We start from the raw sequence: 20,093 nt of genomic DNA on the forward strand, positions 1-20,093 counted from the left end.
TTCGCACGCACTTTTCTCCAAAGCCCGCCTGGATGGCGAAGTGCTCTTTGAGATAGGGGATTTGGGACGAAGTTCCTTTTCAGGCGACGAAGGGCGGGGGATTTAGCGAGTCAGATACCAAGTGTTGAACCTGTGGCGAGGGAGCTTGCTCCCGCTGGGCTGCGGAGCAGCCCCAAGACGGTCAATTCAATTGATCTGATGCACCGAGTCAGCAGGTTTCAGGGCTGCTGCGCAGCCCAGCGGGAGCAAGCTCCCTCGCCACAAGAAGCCATATTCACCGCCTTGGTGGTCAGGCCGTGGCAGGCCGTAGCGAGTAGGTCTTGAGCTGATCGGCAAAGTCGCGCAGGGACTGGATGCCACTGGCCTCGGCTTCGCTGACCCATTCCTTGATGGCGGCGAGCATGTCGTGGCCGTTGCTGCTGGTCTTGACCCAGATCTGCTGCAAGGCCAGGCGTTTCTCGTAGATCACCTTCAGCGCCTGGCTGTGTTCGAGCATGTTCTGGATGCGCACATGGTGACGTTCGTCCAACAGGCTGGTCTCCCGCGACAGCAGGCGTTTGGCCCGGTGGAACTGGTGACGCACCGAGTGATCGACCTTCTCCAGTTCCTGCTTGACCAGCGGCGCAATGACCAGCCGGCGGTACTGCGCCATGATCTGGAAGCGGTTGTTGAGGATCGCCATGGCCGTGTCCATGTCCAGGTGGCCCTTGCCTTCGACCCGGTGGGCGATCGGCGCAACGCGCTGGACCTTGGCCAGGCGCAGGAAACTGAAGACCTTGATCCAGGCCCAGCCCAGGTCGAACTCCCATTTGCGCACCGACAGCTTGGCCGAGTTGGGGTAGGTGTGGTGGTTGTTGTGCAGTTCTTCGCCGCCAATCAGGATGCCCCAGGGCACCAGGTTGGTCGCCGCGTCGCGGCATTCGAAGTTGCGATAGCCCACGGCATGGCCCAGGCCATTGACCACGCCGGCGGCCCAGACGGGGATCCACATCATCTGGATGGCCCAGATGGTGATACCGATGGTGCCGAACAGCAGCAGGTCGATGACGCCCATGATCGCCACACCCAGCAGCGGAAAGCGGCTGTAGAGGTTGCGCTCGATCCAGTCGTCGGGGCAGTTCTTGCCGTAGATGCGCAGGGTCTCGGGGTTTTCCGCCTCGGCGCGGTACAGCTCGGCGCCTTTGCGCAACACCGTGGACAAACCCTTGATGACCGGGCTGTGGGGGTCATCCTCGGTTTCGCATTTGGCGTGGTGCTTGCGGTGGATGGCGGTCCACTCGCGGGTGTTCTGCGCCGTGGTCAACCACAGCCAGAAGCGGAAGAAATGTTTGAGACCGGCGTTGAGCTCCAGGGAGCGATGCGCCGAATAACGGTGCAGGTAGACCGTGACGGCAATGATTGTGACGTGGGTCATCAGCAGGGTGACTGCCACCAGTGACCAGGCCGACAAGCCAAGAAAACCTTCGTACCACATAGGCTGTAGGGCCCTCGATAAAGATAGAAACCGCCGTTGCATTATCACCAGCCCCACAGATAAAACCAGTCGGCCTTTCAGATAAGAGTGGCTGAATGTTTCTTCCTCTATAATCCCATCACTTTGTAGGGACATGGATGGCCGAATGCCTGCCTATCAACGCAGTGCCGTGCGCGTAGCGCTGCTTTACCTCGTGCTGTCAGTCACCTGGCTGCAGCTGATTGGTTATTTATTGAGCAGTTTCTTCGATCAATTCGCTGACAGGCAGCGTTGGCTGCTGATCAATGGTTATGCCTGGGTGCTGCTCAGCGCCGGGCTGATCTTCCTGGCCCGGGCACGGATCTCGCGGTTTTTCGCCAAGGGTGAGCACGGCGTCGATCGCGAGCGCCTGCGCCAGGCCGCGGCCGTCTTCGATTGCACCCGCGAAGGGGTGTTGGTGACGGACCGCAATGGCTTGATCGTGCATGTGAACCGGGCGTTCATGGCGATCACCGGTTATGCCCGGGACGAAGTACTGGGCCAGCGCCCCAATCTGTTCAAGTCCGGTCGCCATGGGCCGGAGTTCTATCGCGACATGTTTGCCGCCCTGACCAGCCAGGGCGAGTGGAGCGGTGAGATCTGGAACCGACGTAAAAGTGGTGAGATCTATCCGCAATGGCAGACGATTCGTGTCATTCACGACGATAACGACCAGGTCAGTCATTATGTCGCGGTATTTTCGGACATCAGCGCCATCAAGGATTCGGAGCATGAGCTGGCGCACCTGGCCCATCACGACCCGCTGACAGGCCTGCCAAACCGGCTGCTGTTTTCTGATCGCGCGGAGCAAGCCGTGGCTTCGGCGCAGCTTCACAAGCGCGGATGTGCGCTTCTGCTGCTGGATCTGGATCATTTCAAGAACATCAACGACAGCCTTGGGCACAACGTCGGTGACGAGTTGCTCAAAGGCGTGGCCGAGCGTTTTCTCGGGCTGTTTGCACCGGGTATAACCCTGGCGCGACTAGGCGGTGACGAGTTCGCGGTGCTCGCGGAAAACTGCTCGCAGCCAGGTCAGGCGGCGGCCTTGGCCCGGCGTATCCTCGATGCACTGAAAGAGCCGGTGCAGCTCGGCGACCAGTCCTTGTTTATCAACGCCAGCATCGGTATCAGCCTGTTCCCCGGTGATGCCCTCAGCGCCGGGCAATTGCTGCGCAACGCCGACTCGGCGCTGTTCAAGGCCAAGAGCGCCGGGCGCGACGGCTACGCCCTGTACACCGAAGAGCTCACCGCCCACGCCCAGCAACGGGTCGAAATTGCCTTCGAACTGCGTCGTGCGCTGCAACAGCAAGAGTTGCGTGTTCATTACCAACCGGTACACGACCTGGCGAGCAGCCGTTTGATCGGTGTCGAGGCGCTGGTGCGTTGGGAGCATCCGACGCGGGGGCTGGTGTCGCCGGCTGAGTTCATTCCCATCGCCGAGCGTACCGGGCTGATTGCCCAGATCGACGCCTGGGTCATGGACCAGGCCTGTCGGCAGATGTGCCGGTGGCAACAGGCGGGTGTGGCGCTGTCGTTCATCGCCGTCAACGTCTCGAGTCGGTTGTTTGCTCGTCGTGAGTTGTATGACCAGGTCGCCCAGGTATTGCACGACACGGGCCTGGATCCGGCGTGTCTGGAGCTGGAAGTGACGGAAAGCGCGGTGATGGAAGACCCGGAGGTGGCGCTGGAGCAGATGCATCGCCTGCGGGAGTTGGGCGTGCGGCTGGCCATCGACGATTTCGGCACGGGCTATTCGTCGCTGCTGCGGCTCAAGCGTTTGCCGGTGCAGAAGCTCAAGATTGATCAGGGTTTCGTCGCGGGGTTGCCGTGGGATGAGGATGACGCCGCGATCGTCCGGGTGATCATTGCCTTGGCCCATAGCATGGGGATGCAAGTGCACGCCGAAGGAATCGAGCAGCGTGAGCAAGCGGCGTTTTTGCTTGGGCTGGCGTGTGAGCTGGGGCAGGGCTACTGGTTCGGCCGGCCCGTCGCGGCGGCGCAGTTGGATTGGGAGCGGGCGCCGGTTATTGCTTGATCGCCAGTGGTATTGATGTTGGTTGACCCACCGCCATCGCGAGCAAGCTCGCTCCCACAATGGATGGGCGTTGAATTTGAGATTTGGTTCGACGCAGGACCCTGTGGGAGCGCAATGCTGTTCACTCAAGGCAATCGATAAACCCGTGGCGAGGGAGCTTGCTCCCGCTGGGCCGCGAAGCGGCCCCAAAACCTGCCAATTGCGGCGTATCAGACACACCGCACCCGCCGGTTTACGACTGCTTCGCAGCCGAGCGGGAGCAAGCTCCCTCGCCACAGGGTCATCATTTTTCTTAAGTGAACGGCATTACCTGTGGGAGCGAGCTTGCTCGCGATGGCGTCGGCTCAGCTTGCATCAGAGCAAAGCGCTACCCCTTGGCCCCAGGCGCCACCGCCTCCTTGGTTTCCAAATGATCCAACGCCCGCTCAACCAGCGACTGCACCCCATCGGCCATCCGGCTGATTGCCAAGGCGACGCAGCGGCGTGAGTCATCCACGTCGTCAGCCAGGTCGGCGGCGATGGTGCTGATGGAGAGCAGGTCTTCGGAGGCGTTGGCGAGCAGGGTTTCGGTGTCGATGTGGGGGGACACGATGAAGAGTTGGTTTTTGTCGGGTTCGGGCGGTGAGGCGGGCTTGGGCTTGAGGTAGTAGTCGAGGGCGCGGGTGGCGGCGTCATCGAGCTTTTTTTCTTCCTGTGCTTGGACGCGGGATTTGTGGCCGTTTTGCGGTGGATTCGGCGTAGGTTTGAACATGGGTAGGTTTCCTATAGAGAACCGCCCTGGATCGCTTGCACGCAATGAAGGGTGGCAGCTGTGTGCGAGTGTGCAAGACCGAGCAACCATACCCAAAACTCGGCAGATCCGAAGATCTCCCGAACACAGCCGCCATAAAACACGGGCGCGAACGCGCCACGAATGGCTAGAAGCATTAAGGGTTGGTGTTTTACCCGGACTTGCACGTCCGTGTCACCGTTTTTTGCGATGACGAACCAAGGTTAGCGCTGCAAAACCAGGGTGCCTAGTTCATGCACAGCCCTACGTCTTGAAGGAAATCTCCGAGGAATGGGCGGGGAAAAAGCCCCCAATCACTCCTGCCGTAGGACGTTGGCTACTTTCTGTAATTTTGGTTATATAAAAATTCTTAAATAGTCTTTTTAAGAATATCTGCACTTATCTAGTATTGCTCCCACGCCGCAAGCAGTGCCGCCCACTGCCAGGCATTCATTCAAAGGAGCAGCAGCATGAGCGCATCTCTACGTAGCGTTGACGGCCAGGACGAAGCAACCATCTTGCGCGAGATCCAGAGCGCGTTGCGCGACCTGCGTTTTGGGGCAGTGGAAATCACTGTGCATAACGCCCAGGTGGTGCAGATCGAACGCAAGGAAAAATTCCGCTTGCAGCAACCCAGTCATAAGCCGTCTTGAAAGCCAAAAGATCGCAGCCTTCGGCAGCTCCTACGGGGGCTAGGTGTAGGAGCTGCCGAAGGCTGCGATCTCTTACTAAAAGCCAAACGAATTTCCAGAAGTCATAAGAAAACCAGAATTCCAGGAGCTTTCACCATGTCGCCCATTCGTCGTTATGCCCTGGCCGCACTGGCCAGTGCTGTTTTTGCAGGTTCCGCCGTTGCCAAGGATTACGAGTTGCTCAACGTGTCCTACGACCCGACGCGCGAGCTGTACCAGGATTACAACGCCGAATTCGTCAATTTCTGGAAGAAGGCGCACCCGGACGACAGCGTGAAGATCCAGCAGTCCCATGGTGGCTCGGGCAAGCAAGGCCGGGCGGTGATCGATGGTCTGCGCGCCGACGTGGTGACCCTGGCCCTGGCCGGCGACATCGATGAAATCGCCAAGCTGGGCAAGTCCCTGCCGGCGGACTGGCAAACCCGCCTGCCGGACGCCAGCACGCCCTACACCTCGACCATCGTGTTCCTGGTGCGCAAGGGCAACCCCAAGGGCATCAAGGATTGGGATGACCTGATCAAGAACGACGTGTCGGTCATCACCCCGAACCCGAAGACCTCCGGCGGCGCTCGCTGGAACTTCCTCGCCGCCTGGGCCTATGGTCTGAAGGCCAATGGGGGTGACGAAGCCAAGGCCAAGGAATACGTGCAGGCGCTGTTCAAGCACGTGCCGATCCTCGACACCGGCGCTCGTGGCTCGACCATTACTTTCGTCAACAACGGTCAGGGCGACGTGTTGCTGGCCTGGGAAAACGAAGCCTTCCTGGCGCTGAAAGAAGACGGTGGCGCCGAAAAATTCGACATCGTCGTGCCGTCGCTGTCGATCCTCGCCGAACCGCCGGTGGCGGTGGTGGACAAGAACGCCGAGAAGAAGGGCAATGCCGAGATCGCCGAAGCGTACCTCAAGCACCTCTATAGTCCGGCCGGCCAGGAAATCGCCGCGAAAAACTACTATCGCCCGCGTGACAAGGATGTGGCCGCCAAGTACGCCCGGCAATTTCCAAAGGTGGAGCTGGTGACCATCGACAAGGACTTCGGCGGCTGGAAAACTGCCCAGCCGAAATTCTTCAACGATGGCGGCGTGTTCGACCAGATCTATCAGGCGCAGTAAGCTGAAATAGTGCGCAATTCATGTGGGAGCGAGCTTGCTCGCGAAGGCGGTGGCACAGTCAATAACCCTGTTGCCTGATACACCGCTTTCGCGAGCAAGCTCGCTCCCACAGGTTCCGCACCCTGCGAGCTCTCAACCAAGGACCTTTATGTCGCGTCGCATATCCCCCGTCATACCCGGCTTCGGGCTGACGCTGGGCTACACTCTGGTGTACCTCAGCCTGATTGTGCTCATCCCCCTGGCGGCGATGTTCGTGCATGCCGCTCAACTCACCTGGGAACAATTCTGGGCGATCATCTCGGCGCCCCGGGTGCTGGCAGCCTTGAAGCTCAGTTTCGGCACCGCCCTGTACGCCGCGATCATCAACGGCGTGATCGGTACGCTGCTGGCTTGGGTGCTGGTGCGCTACACCTTCCCCGGCCGCAAGATCATCGACGCAATGATCGACCTGCCGTTCGCCCTGCCCACCGCCGTGGCCGGTATCGCGCTGACGGCGTTGTACGCGCCGACCGGCCTGGTCGGCCAATTCGCCACTGACCTGGGTTTCAAGATCGCCTATACCCCGCTGGGCATCACCCTGGCGCTGACCTTCGTGACGCTGCCGTTCGTGGTGCGCACGGTGCAGCCGGTGTTGGCCGATATTCCCCGTGAAGTCGAAGAAGCCGCCGCCTGCCTCGGTGCGAAACCGTGGCAGGTATTCCGCCACATCCTCGTGCCGGCGTTGTTGCCGGCCTGGTTGACCGGCTTCGCCCTGGCTTTTGCCCGTGGCGTGGGCGAGTACGGTTCGGTGATTTTCATCGCCGGCAACATGCCGATGAAAACCGAGATCCTGCCGCTGCTGATCATGGTCAAGCTCGACCAATACGACTACACCGGCGCCACTTCCATCGGCGTGCTGATGCTGGTGGTTTCCTTCGTCCTGTTGCTGCTGATCAACCTGCTGCAGCGGCGCATCGAAACCCCATAAGGAGGCGCGAACCATGTCCCAATCGTCTATTTCCGCAGCCTCCACCAACGCTGCCCGTCGTGGCAGTGCGACGTCGCGGCGGGTCTTGATCGGCCTCGGCTGGCTGATTTTTGCGCTGTTCTTGCTGTTGCCACTGTTCATCGTCGTTTCCCAGGGCCTGAAACTCGGGCTGGGGGCGTTTTTTACCGCGATCTTCGAACCCGACGCGCTGTCGGCATTGAAGCTCACCGTGATTGCCGTGCTGATCTCGGTGCCGCTGAACCTGGTGTTCGGCGTCAGTGCCGCGTGGTGCGTAAGCAAATACTCATTCCGTGGCAAAAGCATGCTGGTGACGCTGATCGACCTGCCGTTCTCGGTGTCGCCAGTGATCGCCGGTCTTGTCTATGTGCTGATGTTCGGCGCCCAGGGCCTGTTCGGGCCGTGGCTGTCGGATCACGACATCCAGATCGTGTTTGCGCTGCCGGGCATTGTGCTGGCGACGATCTTCGTCACCGTGCCGTTCGTGGCCCGTGAGCTGATCCCGCTGATGCAGGAACAAGGCACCCAGGAAGAAGAGGCCGCGCGCCTGCTGGGCGCCAATGGCTGGCAGATGTTCTGGCATGTCACCGTGCCGAACATCAAGTGGGGCCTGATTTATGGCGTGGTGCTGTGTACCGCCCGGGCCATGGGTGAGTTCGGCGCGGTGTCGGTGGTGTCCGGGCACATTCGCGGGGTGACCAACACCCTGCCGCTGCACGTCGAGATCCTCTACAACGAATACAACCACGTGGCCGCGTTCGCTGTGGCGAGCCTGTTGCTGATCCTGGCGCTCTTCATCCTGCTGCTCAAGCAGTGGAGCGAAAACCGAATCAACCGCCTGCGCGCCAGCGCCGCGGAGGAATAAGTCATGTCGATCGAAGTCCGTAACGTCAGCAAGAATTTCAACGCCTTCCGGGCCCTGGACGACATCAGCCTGGACATCCAGAGCGGTGAGCTGGTAGCGCTGCTCGGGCCATCCGGTTGCGGCAAGACCACCTTGCTGCGGATCATCGCCGGCCTCGAGACCCCGGACCAAGGCAACATTGTGTTCCACGGCGAGGATGTCTCCGGCCACGACGTGCGTGATCGCAACGTCGGTTTCGTGTTCCAGCACTACGCCTTGTTCCGCCACATGACGGTGTTCGACAACGTTGCTTTCGGCCTGCGCATGAAGCCCAAGGGCCAGCGTCCGAACGAAAGCCAGATCGCGACCAAGGTCCATGAACTGCTGAACATGGTGCAATTGGACTGGCTCGCCGACCGCTACCCGGAGCAGTTGTCCGGCGGCCAGCGCCAGCGTATCGCCTTGGCCCGCGCCTTGGCGGTGGAACCCAAGGTGCTGCTGCTGGACGAACCGTTTGGCGCCCTCGACGCCAAGGTCCGCAAGGAACTGCGCCGCTGGCTGGCGCGGTTGCACGAGGACATCAACCTGACTTCGGTGTTCGTGACCCACGACCAGGAAGAAGCCATGGAAGTCGCCGACCGCATCGTGGTGATGAACAAGGGCGTGATCGAGCAGATCGGCTCGCCGGGGGATGTCTACGAAAACCCGGCCAGCGACTTTGTGTATCACTTCCTCGGCGACTCGAACCGCCTGCACCTGGGAGAGGACCGGCATGTGCTGTTCCGCCCGCACGAAGTCTCGCTGTCGCGCTCGGAACTGGAAGACCACCACGCCGCCGAAGTACGCGACATCCGTCCGCTCGGCGCTACCACTCGGGTGACCCTGAAGGTGGAAGGCCAGAGCGAGCTGATCGAGGCGGAAGTGGTGAAGGACCATGACAGCCTGGTGGGGCTGGCGAAGGGCGAGACGCTGTTCTTCAAGCCGAAGGTCTGGCAGAAAATCGCCAACCTCTAAGAGCAAAAGAACAAGCAAAAGCATCGCGAGCAGGCTCGCTCCCACAGTAGAACTTTAGTGAACACAATATTGGTGTGCATATGGAGAGCCATTGTGGGAGCGAGCTTGCTCGCGATGGCGGTGGAGCAGTCGACACATCGGTGACTGGCCGAGCGCAATCGCGAGCAAGCTCGCTCCCACAGAGGTAGCCTAACCGCTACCTGCGTGGTGTAGCTTTCAGGCGGCCGAACGCTGGTTGCGCAATGCCACCGGCCCGGCGCGCTCTTCGATGGCGTGCTTCAGTTCGCCGCGAAGCCCCAGCAGGAAGCCGGCTTCCACCACCACAAACAGCGGCCCGACAATCAGCCCGGTGAGGTCGTCGACGAACGCCGGCTTGCGGCCTTCGTAATAGTGGCCGACGAACTGGATCACCCAGCCCACCACGAACATGCCCAGGCCACTGCCCAGCCACACCGAGGTGCTTTGCGCGGCAAGGACCTGGCCCAGCCAGACGGCGAGACCCAGCAGCACGGTCATCAGCACGCCTAGGCGCAGTTCCAGGCGCAGGTAGAACCAGGCACTGGCCACCGCCACCAGCAGCGCCGGCGACACCAGCACTGTGCCCACTGGCCAGCCGGGCCGTGACAGCAGCACGGCGACGGCGACGAAGATCAGCGGGATGCCGATGAAGTGGCTGGCGATGTTGCGCGGATCGCGATGATACGCGGCGTATTGACTGAGATGATCGACGAGGCTTTTCATTGTTGTTCCTCCTGAGGTGATGCCTGCATGATGCCCGGGTATCACCAGGCGTTCTGTCAGTTAGCCGACACTTGTCCCGGAGTTTCCATGAATTCCCATCCCTGGCACTCACACCTGATGGCCGGCCACTGGTACAGCCATCTGCCTGCTGAGTTACAGAATAGTCTGCTGGGCATGGCGCGGGTGCGCCATCTGCCGCCGGGCCATCGGCTGTTCCAGCGCGGCGATCCACCCTGCGGGCTGTATGCCGTGCTGGAAGGCGCGGTGCGCGTCGGTGCGGTGAACGAACAGGGCAAGGAGGCGTTGCTGAGCGTGGTGGAAGCGCCTCACTGGTTCGGTGAAATCTGCCTGTTCGATGGCCAGCCACGGACCCATGATGCGGTCGTGGTGGGTCAAGGCGTGCTGCTGCACGTGCCCCAGGCGCCGTTGTTGGCTTTCCTGCAGGAGCAACCGATCCACTGGCGGCATCTCGCCTTGTTGATGAGCCACAAACTGCGCCTGGCGTTCATCAACCTCGAACACCTGAGCCTGATGCCGGCCCCGGCCCGCTTGGCCCATCGCCTGCTGATGATCGCCGAAGGCTACGGCGAAACCGAACCGGCCCGGCGGGTCCTGCAACTGCCTCAGGAACAACTGGCGCTGATGCTCTCGCTGTCACGCCAGACCACCAACCAGATCCTCAAGGACCTGCAGGCCCAGGGCATTCTTCACCTGGGCTACGGCGAGATCGAAATCGTCGACATTGAACGGTTGCGAGCCCTGACCACAATCTAAAAGCCGACGCGGCATCCGTGGCGAGGGAGCTTGCTCCCGCTGGCCTGCGCAGCAGGCCCCAGCAATCTACAGGCGGATCGCATAGGCCGGTTTTGCGACTGCTGCGCAGTCGAGCGGGAGCAAGCTCCCTCGCCACGGGCTTGGGTTGTCTGGGCGAAAGTCATCGCGAGCAAGCTCGCTCCCACAGGGGTTAGGTGTTGTCGCAGCTATTGCGGTCACACCGCTTCCAATGTGGGAGCGAGCTTGCTCGCGATAGGGCCAGCCCAGGCACTGCAAATCCCTAGCGCAACCCATCCCGGAACTGCCCCGGCGTCATGCCGGTCCAGCGTTTGAAGGCGCGGCTGAAGCTGCTGGCGTCGGCAAAGCCCAGCAGGTAACTGACTTCGCTCAGCGAGCATTGCGGATCGCGCAGGTGCAGCAATGCAAGGTTTTCCCGGCATTCGTTGAGCAGTGCGTCGAAGCGGCAGCCTTCGTCGGCCAGGTGCCGTTGCAGGCTGCGCAGGCTCAAGTGCATGGCCTGGGCGATGCGTTCGGCGCTGGGCTCGCCTTCGGGCAGTTGCGCCTCGATGGCCGCGCGAACCTTGCGCTCCCAGGTCAGTGGCTGGAGCTGGGCGAGGGTGCGTTCGAGCACGGTTTCGTTGTGTTCGGCCAGTTCCGGGTTGGCGTCGTCCAGGTGGCTGTCGAAGTCGCTGAGGTTGAACTCCAGGCAATCCTGGGCGGCGCCAAAATGCACTGGCGAGCGGAACACCTTGTGCCACGGGCTGGGGTCGGTCGGTTCCGGACGCCGCAGGTACACCGCCAGCGGTGCGTAATCGCGGCCGAGACGGTTGCGGCAGGTGCGCACGTAAATCGCCGCGAACGCATCGATGGCTTCAAACGCCGGCGCCGGCCGGCCCGGGGGCACATCGAGGCTGAAGCGGTAGCGGTCTTCGCCACGGCTCAATTGCAGGGCCAGGGCATCGCTGACCACGGGGTGATAACGCACGATCCGCTCGAACACTTCCCTCAGGCTGCCACTGGCCACCAGGGCATAGCCCAATGCGTGGAACGTGGTGGGGCTGACGAAGCGCGACACCCGCAGGCCGATGGCCGGGTCGCCGCTGGCCTGCACCGCCAATGCCCACAGGCGCGTGGTGGCCGAGAGCGGGTAGCGGGCGTTCGGGTCGTCCATCCATTGCGGGTCGAGGCCGGCCTCGACGCACAAGGCATGGCTGTCCAGGCCCAGCGCATCGAGCTGTTTGCGCAGGGCGCGGGTCCAGCTGGCGAGGGAAGTCGGTTCCGTCATGACGATTGGCGCTTGCGGTCAACAGGTTGGCGTTTACGGCTACCACCCCGTGGGACAACGCCCGGCAGGATGAGCACATCTCTAACAGAGGATGTAAGCCATGCACGGCACTTGCGCAAGCCCCGAGCGATTGAATGCACAACAACGAGCGGCCCATATTCGCCAGGTGGTCCTGGCCCGGGGTGAGGAATTGCGTCAGCGCTATCCGATCCTGCGTCATCAGGATGCGCTGGGTGCGGGCATCCTGGCGTTCGCCCTGGCGGGGATGATCGGTTCGGCGCTGCTCTACCTCAATGGTGACCTGGCTGGCTGGGCGTGCCTGTTGCTCAACGCGTTTTTCGCGTCCCTGACCCACGAGCTGGAACACGACCTGATCCACAGCATGTATTTTCGCAAGCAGCGCCTGCCCCACAACTTGATGATGGGCCTGGTGTGGCTGGCGCGGCCGAGCACCATCAACCCGTGGATCCGCCGCCACCTGCACCTCAACCATCACAAGGTGTCCGGCAGCGAGGCTGACATGGAAGAGCGGGCCATTACCAACGGCGAACCCTGGGGGCTGGCGCGGTTGCTGATGGTCGGCGACAACGTGATGTCGGCCTTCATCCGCCTGCTGCGGGCCCGGACCTGGGCGCACAAGCGCAGCATTCTCAAGCGCACGCTGAAAGTTTATTTTCCGCTGGCGCTACTGCACTGGGGCGCTTGGTATGTGTTCCTCGGTTTCCACGGGGTCAACGGCGTCGCCAGCCTGATGGGCGCTTCAATTGACTGGTCGGCAAGCACGCTGGCAACGATGCAGGTGATCGACATCGCGGCGGTGGTGATCATCGGGCCGAACGTGTTGCGCACCTTTTGCCTGCATTTCGTCAGCTCGAACATGCACTACTACGGCGACATCGAGCCGGGCAATGTCATCCAGCAAACCCAGGTACTCAACCCGTGGTGGTTGTGGCCGTTGCAGGCGTTCTGCTTCAACTTCGGCAGCAGCCATGGCATTCATCATTTCGTGGTGAGGGAGCCGTTCTACATTCGCCAACTGACGGTGCCGGTGGCCCATAAGGTGATGCGCGAGATGGGCGTGCGGTTCAATGACTTTGGTACGTTCGGGCGGGCGAATCGGTTTGCTGGCGAGGAAGGTGTTGCGAGGGAAGAGACGGAGGCGGTTCAGGCCTGATCGCTCCCTTATGAGCGACGATAAACCCGTGGCGAGGGAGCTTGCTCCCGCTCGGTTGCGTAGCGACCGCAAGATTTTGGGGCTGCTGCGCAGCCCAGCGGGAGCAAGCTCCCTCGCCACGGGGAATGAATCAAGTTTGAAAGCAGGTCAGAACTGGTAACTCACCGTCGCCGCCACATTGCGCTCTTCGCCCATATAGCAATAACTCAGGCTGGCGCACGAAGCGACGTAGGTTTCGTTGGTCAGGTTGTTCGCGTTCAGGCGCATATCCACGCCTTTCAAGCCGACCTTGCCCAGGTCATACCCCACCGAGGCATCGAACAGTGTGTAGGACGGCACCTTCATGGTGTTCTCCGCATCGGCCCAGCTGTAGCCGACATAGCGCACGCCGCCGCCCAGGCGCAGGCCATCGAGAGCGCCGCTGTCGAACTTGTAGTCAGCCCAGAGCGAGGCCATGTGGCGCGGAGCCTGGGTCGGTGAGTTGCCTTTGTTTTCGATGATGTTGGTGGGCGTGCTGAGGGTACTGACCATCGATTTCGAGTATTCGATGTCGGTGAAGGTGTAGCTGCCCAGCACCTTGAATTGTTCGGTCAACTGCAGGTGCGCTTCCAGTTCCAGGCCTTGGGAGCGTACGGCACCGACGGCGCGGTAGAAGTTTTCCTGGGGCAGTTTGGTCGCGAGGTTTTCCTGGTCGATGCGGAACAGCGAAGCGGTGTAGAGATCATCGGTGCCGGGTGGTTGGTACTTCAGGCCCAGTTCCCATTGCTTGCCATCGGTGGGCGCCAGTGGATTGCCGGCGCTGTCGGCATAGGAGTTCGGGTTGAACGACTCGGAATAACTGATGTACGGCGCCAGGCCGTTGTCGAACAGGTACAGCGCACCGACCCGGCCAGTGAGCTTGGTGCGTTTGTCGTTGATCTCGGTGCCTGCCGGGCGACCGAACTCGGCGATGCGGTTCTCATCCGAGGTTTGGACCCAGTCCTGGCGCAGGCCCAGGGAGAAGCGCCATTTGTCCATTTCGATCAGGTCTTGCAGGTACACGCCGGTCTGCTCCAGGCGCCGCAGGTAGCTGGTGGGGCTGTAGTAGGTGATGGCCGAGTTACCGTAGACCGGGTCGAAGGCATTGATCGGCGCGAGGCTGCCGCTGGTCCAGTCGACCACGGTTTTGCGCCGCTGGTAGTCGGCGCCCATCAGCACGGTGTGCTTGGTCGCGCCGGTAAAGAATTCGGCCTGCAGCATGTTGTCGACGATGAAGGCGTGGAGTTTTTCTTCGGCGCCCGTGTAATAGCGGTTCAGCTCGTTGCTGGTGGGGGTGGTCCAGTCGTAGGCATAGACCTGATCGTTGGTGACGTCGGAGTCCAGGTAACGGAAGTTCTGCCGGGCGGTGAAGACGTCGTTGAAACGGTGCTCGAACTGGTAGCCGAACGACTGCTGGTCGCGTTCGTAACCGTCGACGCCCGGCTCGCCTTCGAAGAAGTTTTCGGAGATTCGCCGGCCGTTGCGCTGATGCAAGGTGCCGTCGGCCGGCATGCCGCCGTGGTAGCCGCCGTCGGGGTCATGCTGCAGGTAGGCCTGGAGCGTCAGCGAGGTGTCTTCGCTGAAGTCGATGTTCACCGTGGGCGCGAGGGCGAAGCGCTTTTCCTTGTTGTGGTCGAACTGGGTATCGGACGTGTCCGCCAGGCCGACCAGGCGATAGGTGATGCGTTTGTCGTCATCCACCGGGCCGCTGAAATCAAAGCCCATGCCCCGTTGGCCCTGGGTGCCGACCGTGGCCTGGATCTGGTGATAGGCCTCGTACAGGGGCTTTTTGCTGGTCAGCGCCACCAGGCCGCCGGGCGAACTGCGGCCATAGAGCACCGACGACGGCCCCTTGAGGATATCGACTCGCTCGAGGAAATACGGATCGACCTGGATGGAGCTGTAGGTGCCGCTGTCGCCCATGGACTTGAGGCCGTCGAGGTAGATGTTATCCACCGAGCCGTCGTTGAAGCCGCGCATCGCCACGTAGTCGTAGCGATGGGTGGCGCCGTAGGGGTTGGTCAGCACGCCGGGGGTGTAGCGCATGGCCTGGGACACGGTTTGCGCGCCCTGGTCGTCCATTTGCTCGCGGGTCACCACGGAGACGCTCTGGGAGGTTTCCCGCAGGGCGGTACTGGTCTTGGTGGCGACCTGGCTGTGGGTGGCGTTGTAGCCTTCCATGCTGCCCAGCGCGTTACCCAGGGCGAAGCCCTTGATGTCGGTGCTCGGCAGTTCCAGGGTGCTGCCAGCGGTCTCGGTTTGCAGCACGTAGCTGCTGCCATCCTGGCTGACGGCAACCAGTCCCGAGCCACTGAGCAACTGGTTCAGGGCCTGGTCGGGCGAGTATTCGCCCTTGAGCCCCGGTGACTGGACGCCGCCGGTTTGCGCCGGGGTGCTGGCCAGGGTGATCCCGGCTTGGCGGGCGAACTGGTTCAGTACATCGCTCAGCGGGCCGGGGGCAATGTTGTAGCTCTGGCGGCTGGCGGTCACGCCGTCTTGTGCGGCCACCGCGAGCATCGGCACCACGCTGACCCCCAGCGCCGTGGAGAACAGCGCGGCATGAATGGCCTGGCGCAACAGGCCCGGTTGCGAAGAGAAGCCGAAGGGGTTCTTGAGAAGTACGCGCTCAGTCATTGTAGGTTCCGTTGGAGTCGCTGAAGGCCGATAAGGGTTGCTTACTGTCCTAGCCGGACGCCGGCCTGAAACCCGCCAAAAAAAATCAGGCCAGGCGTTCCACCGTGGTCCACCAACGGGTTCGATAGCGGATCTGCACCGGGAGCGTGCGTGGCAGGACGGCGAGCAACTTGTCGGTGTCCTCCAAGCGGAAAACCCCCGACAACCGCAGGTCGGCAATCGACGCTGCGCAGTTCAGATAGCCTGGGCGGTAGCGGCCTACTTCGTTGAGAAAATCTGCCAGGCGCATGTTGCGCGTGACGATCAACCCGTCGGCCCAGGCCCCTGCGTCCATGTCCAGCGGTGGCGCCAGGGTCGCTGTCGCTGCGGTGATCAAGTAGCTTTGCCCGGCTTCCACCTGGATGGGCGAGCCATCGCTGTTTGGGTGCGAACGGATAACCACCCGCCCGCTGGTGACGCTCAGGCGTGTGCAATCGCTGTCTTGGCGCACGACGAAACGCCCCTCCAGCCCTTCGAACAGCCCATGGCGGCTTTTCACCAGCAGTGGGCGCCCGGGGTCGCGGCCACAGGTGACCATGATTTCGCCGCGGGCCAGGGTGATCAGGCGCTGCTGGGCGGTGAAATCCAGGTCGGCGGCGCTGTGGGTATTGAGTTCCAGCCGCGTGCCATCTGGCAATTGGAACCCTCGGCGCTCACCGGTGGCAGTGGCGAAATCGGCATTCCACGACTGCCAGCCCAGGTCCTTGCCCAGCCACGCCGCACCGCCCATCAGGGCGACGCCCGACAGCAGCTTCAGGGCCTGGCGACGACTGAGGCGCTGGGCACTGTTTTCCAGGGTGTCCAGGGCGATGTGGGCACCGGGTACCGCCCGCAGGTTCGAGGTTATTTCGCTGTGCAGCGATTGCACCCGTTGCCAGGCCAGCTCGTGTTCAGGATGGGCGGCACGCCAGGTGTCGCATTGTTGGCGCAGTGTCGGGTGGGTGGCGTGGTTGCGCAGGCGCAGCAGCCAGTTGATCGCCTGCCTGACGACCTGTTGCGACGGGCCGTTGCGGCGGCTCTGCAAGTGATCCGCCGGCTCAGCTTTCATAGCGCAACACGTAGCAGTGGTACAGCGCATCGGCGACGTAGCGCTCCACCGAGCGCAACGAAATGCCCATCTGTTCGGCAATCTGCTTGTACGTCAGGCCTTCGCATTGGGCCAACAGAAAGGCCTTGCGGACTTTCGGCTTGAGGCCTTCGAGCATCCTGGCAATGGCTTCGAGCAATTCCAGGATCAAGGCCTGGGCTTCGGCGCCGGGGGTTTCGGCTTCCGGCAGGTGCGCTATGGTTTGAAGGTAGGCGCGTTCGATTTCTTCCCGCCGCCAATGGTCGATCACCAGGCCTTGGGCGATGGTGCGTAAAAAGGCGCGTGGGGCCCGAAGCTCTGGGCGTTCGCTACGCTGCAACAGGCGCACGAAGGTGTCCTGGGCCAGGTCGGCCGCATCGGCGGCATTGCCCAAGCGGGTGCGCAGCCATGTGTTGAGCCAGCCGTGATGCTGGCTGTAGAGCGCCTGTACTGCAAACTCGGGAGATGACATGGACGCGACGGCCTGGATGTTACGAATGATAACGTGTCGCATTGTCATCAGCCGCCGGCGAATTTGCAACCACCGTTCGACCCGGCGAGCCTCCCGTCGCCTATTTGTACAAATGCCTAATTATTTGTACAAGCTTGCCGACAGAGTGGATATGCGTGCACCAAAGTGGAGCAAGTGACAAGACTGCCCGCGCTGTTACATGGAACGTTGCAACCTGGAATGCACCCCCACTCCTTGCATGAGAAGCCCCATCGATGAATCTAAAGTTCAGCCACAAAATCCTTCTTGCCGCCTCTGGTGTGGTGGTTTTGGCTTTTGCCCTGTTCACGCTCTACAACGATTATTTGCAGCGCAACACCATCGGTAGCAGCCTGGAGTCGTCCATCGAGCAATCCGGCGACCTGACGGCCAGCAGCATCCAGAACTGGATGAGTGGGCGGATCCTGGTATTGGAAAACCTGGCGCAAAACATCGCGCATCAGGGCACTGCTGCAGATCTGCCGGGGCTGGTGGATCAGCCGGCGCTGACGTCGAACTTCCAATTCACTTATGTGGGCCAGGCCAACGGTGTCTTCACTCAACGCCCGGACGCCAAAATGCCTGACGGCTACGACCCGCGTCAGCGCCCTTGGTACAAGCAGGCAGTGAGCGCCGATAAAACCATGTTGACCCCGCCCTACCTGGCGGCGGTGGGTGGCCTGGTGGTGACCGTGGCCCTGCCGGTGAAGCACAACGGCGAATTGCTTGGCGTGGTGGGCGGCGACCTGAGCCTGGAAACCCTGGTGAAAATCATCAACTCCGTGGACTTCGGTGGCATTGGCCATGCGTTCCTGGTCAGTGGCGACGGTCAGGTGATCGTCAGCCCCGACAAGGACCACGTGATGAAAAACCTCAAGGACATCTACCCAGGTACGCCGGTGCGCATTGGCAAGGGTATCCAGGAGGTCGAGCTGAACGGCCAGAACCGTATCCTTTCGTTCACCCCGGTGACCGGCCTGCCGAACGCCGAGTGGTACATCGGCCTGTCGATTGATGAGGCCAAGGCCTACGCGCCGTTGAGCCAGTTCCGTACGTCGGCGCTGATCGCGATGTTTGTCGCGGTGGCGGCGATTGCCTTGCTGCTGAGCCTGTTGATCCAGGTGCTGATGCGCCCGTTGACCACCATGGGCCGTGCCATGCAGGACATCGCCCAGGGCGAAGGCGACTTGACCCGGCGCCTGGTGGTGCAGGGCAAGGATGAGTTCGCGGTGCTGGGTGGTTCGTTCAACCAGTTCGTGGAGCGGATTCACGCGTCGATCGCGGAAGTGTCTTCCGCCACCCGCCAGGTGCATGACCTGTCGCAGCGAGTGATGACCTCCTCCAACGCTTCGCTCGTCGGCTCGGATGAGCAGAGCGCCCGCACCAACAGTGTGGCAGCGGCCATCAACCAGTTGGGCGCCGCCACCCAGGAAATCGCCCGCAATGCCGCCGATGCCTCGCAACAGGCCAGCGGTGCCAGCGAACAGGCCGATGACGGTCGCCAGGTGGTGGAAAAAACCATCCAGGCCATGACCGAGCTGTCGCAGAAGATCAGCCTCTCGTGCACCCAGATCGAAACCCTGAACGCCAGCACCGACAACATCGGGCACATCCTGGACGTGATCAAGGGCATCTCCCAGCAAACCAACCTGCTGGCGCTGAACGCGGCCATCGAAGCGGCCCGTGCCGGTGAAGCTGGACGCGGGTTTGCGGTGGTGGCCGATGAAGTGCGCAACCTGGCGCACCGCACCCAGGAGTCGGCGGAAGAAATTCACAAGATGATCACCTCGCTTCAGGTCGGTTCCCGTGAAGCGGTGACCACGATGAACGCCAGCCAGACCTCCAGCGAAGAAAGCGTGGAAGTGGCCAACCAGGCCGGCCTGCGACTGGTCAGCGTGACGCAGCGCATCGGCGAGATCGACGGCATGAACCAGTCGGTTGCAGCCGCGACCGAAGAGCAGACCGCCGTGGTTGAAACCCTCAACATGGACGTCAGCCACATCAACCTGCTGAACCAGCAAAGCGTGGCCAACCTCAATGAAACCCTGAAGGACTGCGATGCCTTGTCCCAACAGGCCAATCGCCTGAAGCAACTGGTGGACAGCTTCAAGATCTGACCCGGTCGCAAGCCGACCCAATCCCCTGTGGCGAGGGAGCTTGCTCCCGCTGGCCTGCGCAGCAGGCCCCAGCCGGTCTACAGGCTTATCGCATTGGCCGGTTTTACGACTGCTGCGCAGCCGAGCGGGAGCAAGCTCCCTCGCCACGGGTGCGGGTTGCCTGGGCTGACGCCATCGCGAGCAAGCTCGCTCCCACAGGGGATTTGCGGTGAGCCTGGATCTTGCGTCCATCCCAGAACCAAACTGTGGGAGCCGAGCTTGCTCGCGATGGCGGCCATCCAGTCGACATCATCGGCACAGACCCACCGCTTTCGCGAGCAAGCCCGCTCTCACAAGGGATGGGCGCTACTTGAACATCCCCTGCACATTCCCCATCGCCTCATCGGCGAAGCCCTGGAGGAAATCCCGGAAGCCTGACGGTGTATGGGCGTCGGTGTGGTCGGCGATGATGGTCCAGGTGGCGCGGCAGCGGTTATCCGCCAAGGGTTCGACGTGCATGGCCGCCCACAGGTTGTCGATGCCCAGGGTGTTGTAGATCAGCGTCCAGGTCATGTGCATGGCCTGGTCGTCACGGCTGTTGAGCTGTTCCACCACCAGGTTCTGCCCATCGACGAAGAACTTCTTGCGCAGGGATCTCACGCCTTCGCCGGTCATTTCGATGCGCTCCAGGGCCGGGATGAAACGGTTGAAGCCGCCAAAATCACCCACCACGTCCCAGACCCGCGCCGCATCGGCCGCGACCTCCACCGAGGTTTCGACCTGGCAGGCTTGTGGGTTTTTGATCAGGGTGTCGGGTTGAAATGCACTCATGGTC

The 20,093-nt window shown here is 61.9% G+C and carries 17 protein-coding genes; 9 read left to right on the forward strand and 8 right to left on the reverse strand.

The features are described 5' to 3' along the window. Window positions 1–289 precede the first annotated feature (289 nt). The gene (desA, locus tag ACLH0I_RS01840) at window positions 290–1,474 is read right to left on the reverse strand and encodes a delta-9 fatty acid desaturase DesA (RefSeq protein ID WP_411386133.1); all 1,185 of its coding nucleotides are present in this window, start codon (window positions 1,472–1,474) and stop codon (window positions 290–292) included. 145 nt (window positions 1,475–1,619) lie between these two features. Between desA and dibA the strand changes: the two genes are divergently transcribed. Further along, window positions 1,620–3,527 (forward strand): phosphodiesterase DibA, encoded by a 1,908-nt coding sequence (dibA, locus tag ACLH0I_RS01845; RefSeq protein ID WP_411386134.1) that lies wholly within the window; start codon window positions 1,620–1,622, stop codon window positions 3,525–3,527. Between the two features lie 367 nt (window positions 3,528–3,894). Here the strand turns inward: dibA and ACLH0I_RS01850 are convergent, their stop codons facing one another. Beyond that, window positions 3,895–4,278: a DUF6124 family protein gene (locus tag ACLH0I_RS01850; RefSeq protein ID WP_411386135.1), complete on the reverse strand. Its 384-nt coding sequence runs from the start codon at window positions 4,276–4,278 to the stop codon at window positions 3,895–3,897. 488 nt (window positions 4,279–4,766) lie between these two features. Between ACLH0I_RS01850 and oscA the strand changes: the two genes are divergently transcribed. From oscA to ACLH0I_RS01875, 5 genes are all read left to right on the forward strand, one after another. Further along, window positions 4,767–4,949, forward strand: coding sequence for a sulfur starvation response protein OscA (gene oscA / locus ACLH0I_RS01855; protein WP_003186967.1), 183 nt, complete (start codon window positions 4,767–4,769; stop codon window positions 4,947–4,949). Window positions 4,950–5,084: 135 nt separating this feature from the next. Continuing rightward, the gene (locus ACLH0I_RS01860) at window positions 5,085–6,098 is read left to right on the forward strand and encodes a sulfate ABC transporter substrate-binding protein (protein ID WP_411386136.1); all 1,014 of its coding nucleotides are present in this window, start codon (window positions 5,085–5,087) and stop codon (window positions 6,096–6,098) included. Between the two features lie 148 nt (window positions 6,099–6,246). Further along, the gene (gene cysT, locus ACLH0I_RS01865; protein ID WP_013692011.1) at window positions 6,247–7,065 is read left to right on the forward strand and encodes a sulfate ABC transporter permease subunit CysT; all 819 of its coding nucleotides are present in this window, start codon (window positions 6,247–6,249) and stop codon (window positions 7,063–7,065) included. 13 nt (window positions 7,066–7,078) lie between these two features. Beyond that, a complete protein-coding gene (cysW, locus tag ACLH0I_RS01870) occupies window positions 7,079–7,948 on the forward strand; it encodes a sulfate ABC transporter permease subunit CysW (RefSeq protein WP_024618577.1) in 870 nt (289 codons plus the stop codon). A 3-nt stretch (window positions 7,949–7,951) separates the two neighbouring features. Further along, on the forward strand, window positions 7,952–8,941 hold the full coding sequence (locus tag ACLH0I_RS01875) for a sulfate/molybdate ABC transporter ATP-binding protein (protein WP_411386137.1): 990 nt from the start codon (window positions 7,952–7,954) through the stop codon (window positions 8,939–8,941). Between the two features lie 216 nt (window positions 8,942–9,157). Here ACLH0I_RS01875 and ACLH0I_RS01880 read toward each other — a convergent pair whose 3' ends face one another. Beyond that, the gene (locus ACLH0I_RS01880) at window positions 9,158–9,682 is read right to left on the reverse strand and encodes a DUF962 domain-containing protein (RefSeq protein ID WP_411386138.1); all 525 of its coding nucleotides are present in this window, start codon (window positions 9,680–9,682) and stop codon (window positions 9,158–9,160) included. Window positions 9,683–9,769: 87 nt separating this feature from the next. Here ACLH0I_RS01880 and ACLH0I_RS01885 point away from each other — a divergent pair, with 87 nt between their 5' ends. Next, the gene (locus ACLH0I_RS01885) at window positions 9,770–10,456 is read left to right on the forward strand and encodes a Crp/Fnr family transcriptional regulator (RefSeq protein WP_411386139.1); all 687 of its coding nucleotides are present in this window, start codon (window positions 9,770–9,772) and stop codon (window positions 10,454–10,456) included. Window positions 10,457–10,736: 280 nt separating this feature from the next. Here the strand turns inward: ACLH0I_RS01885 and ACLH0I_RS01890 are convergent, their stop codons facing one another. Beyond that, window positions 10,737–11,741 (reverse strand): AraC family transcriptional regulator, encoded by a 1,005-nt coding sequence (locus ACLH0I_RS01890; RefSeq protein WP_411386140.1) that lies wholly within the window; start codon window positions 11,739–11,741, stop codon window positions 10,737–10,739. Window positions 11,742–11,841: 100 nt separating this feature from the next. Here ACLH0I_RS01890 and ACLH0I_RS01895 point away from each other — a divergent pair, with 100 nt between their 5' ends. Beyond that, window positions 11,842–12,915 carry a fatty acid desaturase gene (locus ACLH0I_RS01895; RefSeq protein ID WP_411386141.1) on the forward strand — a complete coding sequence of 358 codons (1,074 nt, stop codon included), beginning with the start codon at window positions 11,842–11,844 and terminating at the stop codon, window positions 12,913–12,915. 147 nt (window positions 12,916–13,062) lie between these two features. On the opposite strand, the gene ACLH0I_RS01900 is transcribed toward ACLH0I_RS01895, so the two are convergent. The 3 genes from ACLH0I_RS01900 to ACLH0I_RS01910 form a co-directional block, all read right to left on the reverse strand. After that, complete coding sequence (locus tag ACLH0I_RS01900) at window positions 13,063–15,567, reverse strand: TonB-dependent siderophore receptor (protein ID WP_411386142.1); 2,505 nt, start codon at window positions 15,565–15,567, stop codon at window positions 13,063–13,065. Window positions 15,568–15,652: 85 nt separating this feature from the next. Beyond that, complete coding sequence (locus tag ACLH0I_RS01905) at window positions 15,653–16,654, reverse strand: FecR domain-containing protein (RefSeq protein ID WP_411386143.1); 1,002 nt, start codon at window positions 16,652–16,654, stop codon at window positions 15,653–15,655. After that, the gene (locus ACLH0I_RS01910; RefSeq protein WP_411387447.1) at window positions 16,644–17,144 is read right to left on the reverse strand and encodes a sigma-70 family RNA polymerase sigma factor; all 501 of its coding nucleotides are present in this window, start codon (window positions 17,142–17,144) and stop codon (window positions 16,644–16,646) included. Before ACLH0I_RS01910 ends, ACLH0I_RS01905 begins: the two co-directional genes overlap by 11 nt. A 254-nt stretch (window positions 17,145–17,398) precedes the next feature. On the opposite strand from ACLH0I_RS01910, the gene ACLH0I_RS01915 reads away from it, so the two are divergent. After that, the gene (locus tag ACLH0I_RS01915) at window positions 17,399–19,279 is read left to right on the forward strand and encodes a methyl-accepting chemotaxis protein (protein ID WP_186709998.1); all 1,881 of its coding nucleotides are present in this window, start codon (window positions 17,399–17,401) and stop codon (window positions 19,277–19,279) included. Window positions 19,280–19,624: 345 nt separating this feature from the next. Here ACLH0I_RS01915 and ACLH0I_RS01920 read toward each other — a convergent pair whose 3' ends face one another. Then, a complete protein-coding gene (locus ACLH0I_RS01920) occupies window positions 19,625–20,089 on the reverse strand; it encodes an SRPBCC family protein (protein WP_250965373.1) in 465 nt (154 codons plus the stop codon). Window positions 20,090–20,093: the final 4 nt, after the last annotated feature.

Source organism: Pseudomonas sp. MPB03 (genome assembly GCF_046605385.1).
In the GTDB taxonomy this organism is placed as follows: domain Bacteria; phylum Pseudomonadota; class Gammaproteobacteria; order Pseudomonadales; family Pseudomonadaceae; genus Aquipseudomonas; species Aquipseudomonas zanjanensis.

Coding starts and splice junctions, on each gene's coding strand:
- desA (WP_411386133.1), bottom strand. CDS start 1,474: ATGTGGTACGAAGGTTTTCTTGGCTTGTCGGCCTGGTCACTGGTGGCA.
- dibA (WP_411386134.1), top strand. CDS start 1,620: ATGCCTGCCTATCAACGCAGTGCCGTGCGCGTAGCGCTGCTTTACCTC.
- ACLH0I_RS01850 (WP_411386135.1), bottom strand. CDS start 4,278: ATGTTCAAACCTACGCCGAATCCACCGCAAAACGGCCACAAATCCCGC.
- oscA (WP_003186967.1), top strand. CDS start 4,767: ATGAGCGCATCTCTACGTAGCGTTGACGGCCAGGACGAAGCAACCATC.
- ACLH0I_RS01860 (WP_411386136.1), top strand. CDS start 5,085: ATGTCGCCCATTCGTCGTTATGCCCTGGCCGCACTGGCCAGTGCTGTT.
- cysT (WP_013692011.1), top strand. CDS start 6,247: ATGTCGCGTCGCATATCCCCCGTCATACCCGGCTTCGGGCTGACGCTG.
- cysW (WP_024618577.1), top strand. CDS start 7,079: ATGTCCCAATCGTCTATTTCCGCAGCCTCCACCAACGCTGCCCGTCGT.
- ACLH0I_RS01875 (WP_411386137.1), top strand. CDS start 7,952: ATGTCGATCGAAGTCCGTAACGTCAGCAAGAATTTCAACGCCTTCCGG.
- ACLH0I_RS01880 (WP_411386138.1), bottom strand. CDS start 9,682: ATGAAAAGCCTCGTCGATCATCTCAGTCAATACGCCGCGTATCATCGC.
- ACLH0I_RS01885 (WP_411386139.1), top strand. CDS start 9,770: ATGAATTCCCATCCCTGGCACTCACACCTGATGGCCGGCCACTGGTAC.
- ACLH0I_RS01890 (WP_411386140.1), bottom strand. CDS start 11,741: ATGACGGAACCGACTTCCCTCGCCAGCTGGACCCGCGCCCTGCGCAAA.
- ACLH0I_RS01895 (WP_411386141.1), top strand. CDS start 11,842: ATGCACGGCACTTGCGCAAGCCCCGAGCGATTGAATGCACAACAACGA.
- ACLH0I_RS01900 (WP_411386142.1), bottom strand. CDS start 15,567: ATGACTGAGCGCGTACTTCTCAAGAACCCCTTCGGCTTCTCTTCGCAA.
- ACLH0I_RS01905 (WP_411386143.1), bottom strand. CDS start 16,654: ATGAAAGCTGAGCCGGCGGATCACTTGCAGAGCCGCCGCAACGGCCCG.
- ACLH0I_RS01910 (WP_411387447.1), bottom strand. CDS start 17,144: ATGTCATCTCCCGAGTTTGCAGTACAGGCGCTCTACAGCCAGCATCAC.
- ACLH0I_RS01915 (WP_186709998.1), top strand. CDS start 17,399: ATGAATCTAAAGTTCAGCCACAAAATCCTTCTTGCCGCCTCTGGTGTG.
- ACLH0I_RS01920 (WP_250965373.1), bottom strand. CDS start 20,089: ATGAGTGCATTTCAACCCGACACCCTGATCAAAAACCCACAAGCCTGC.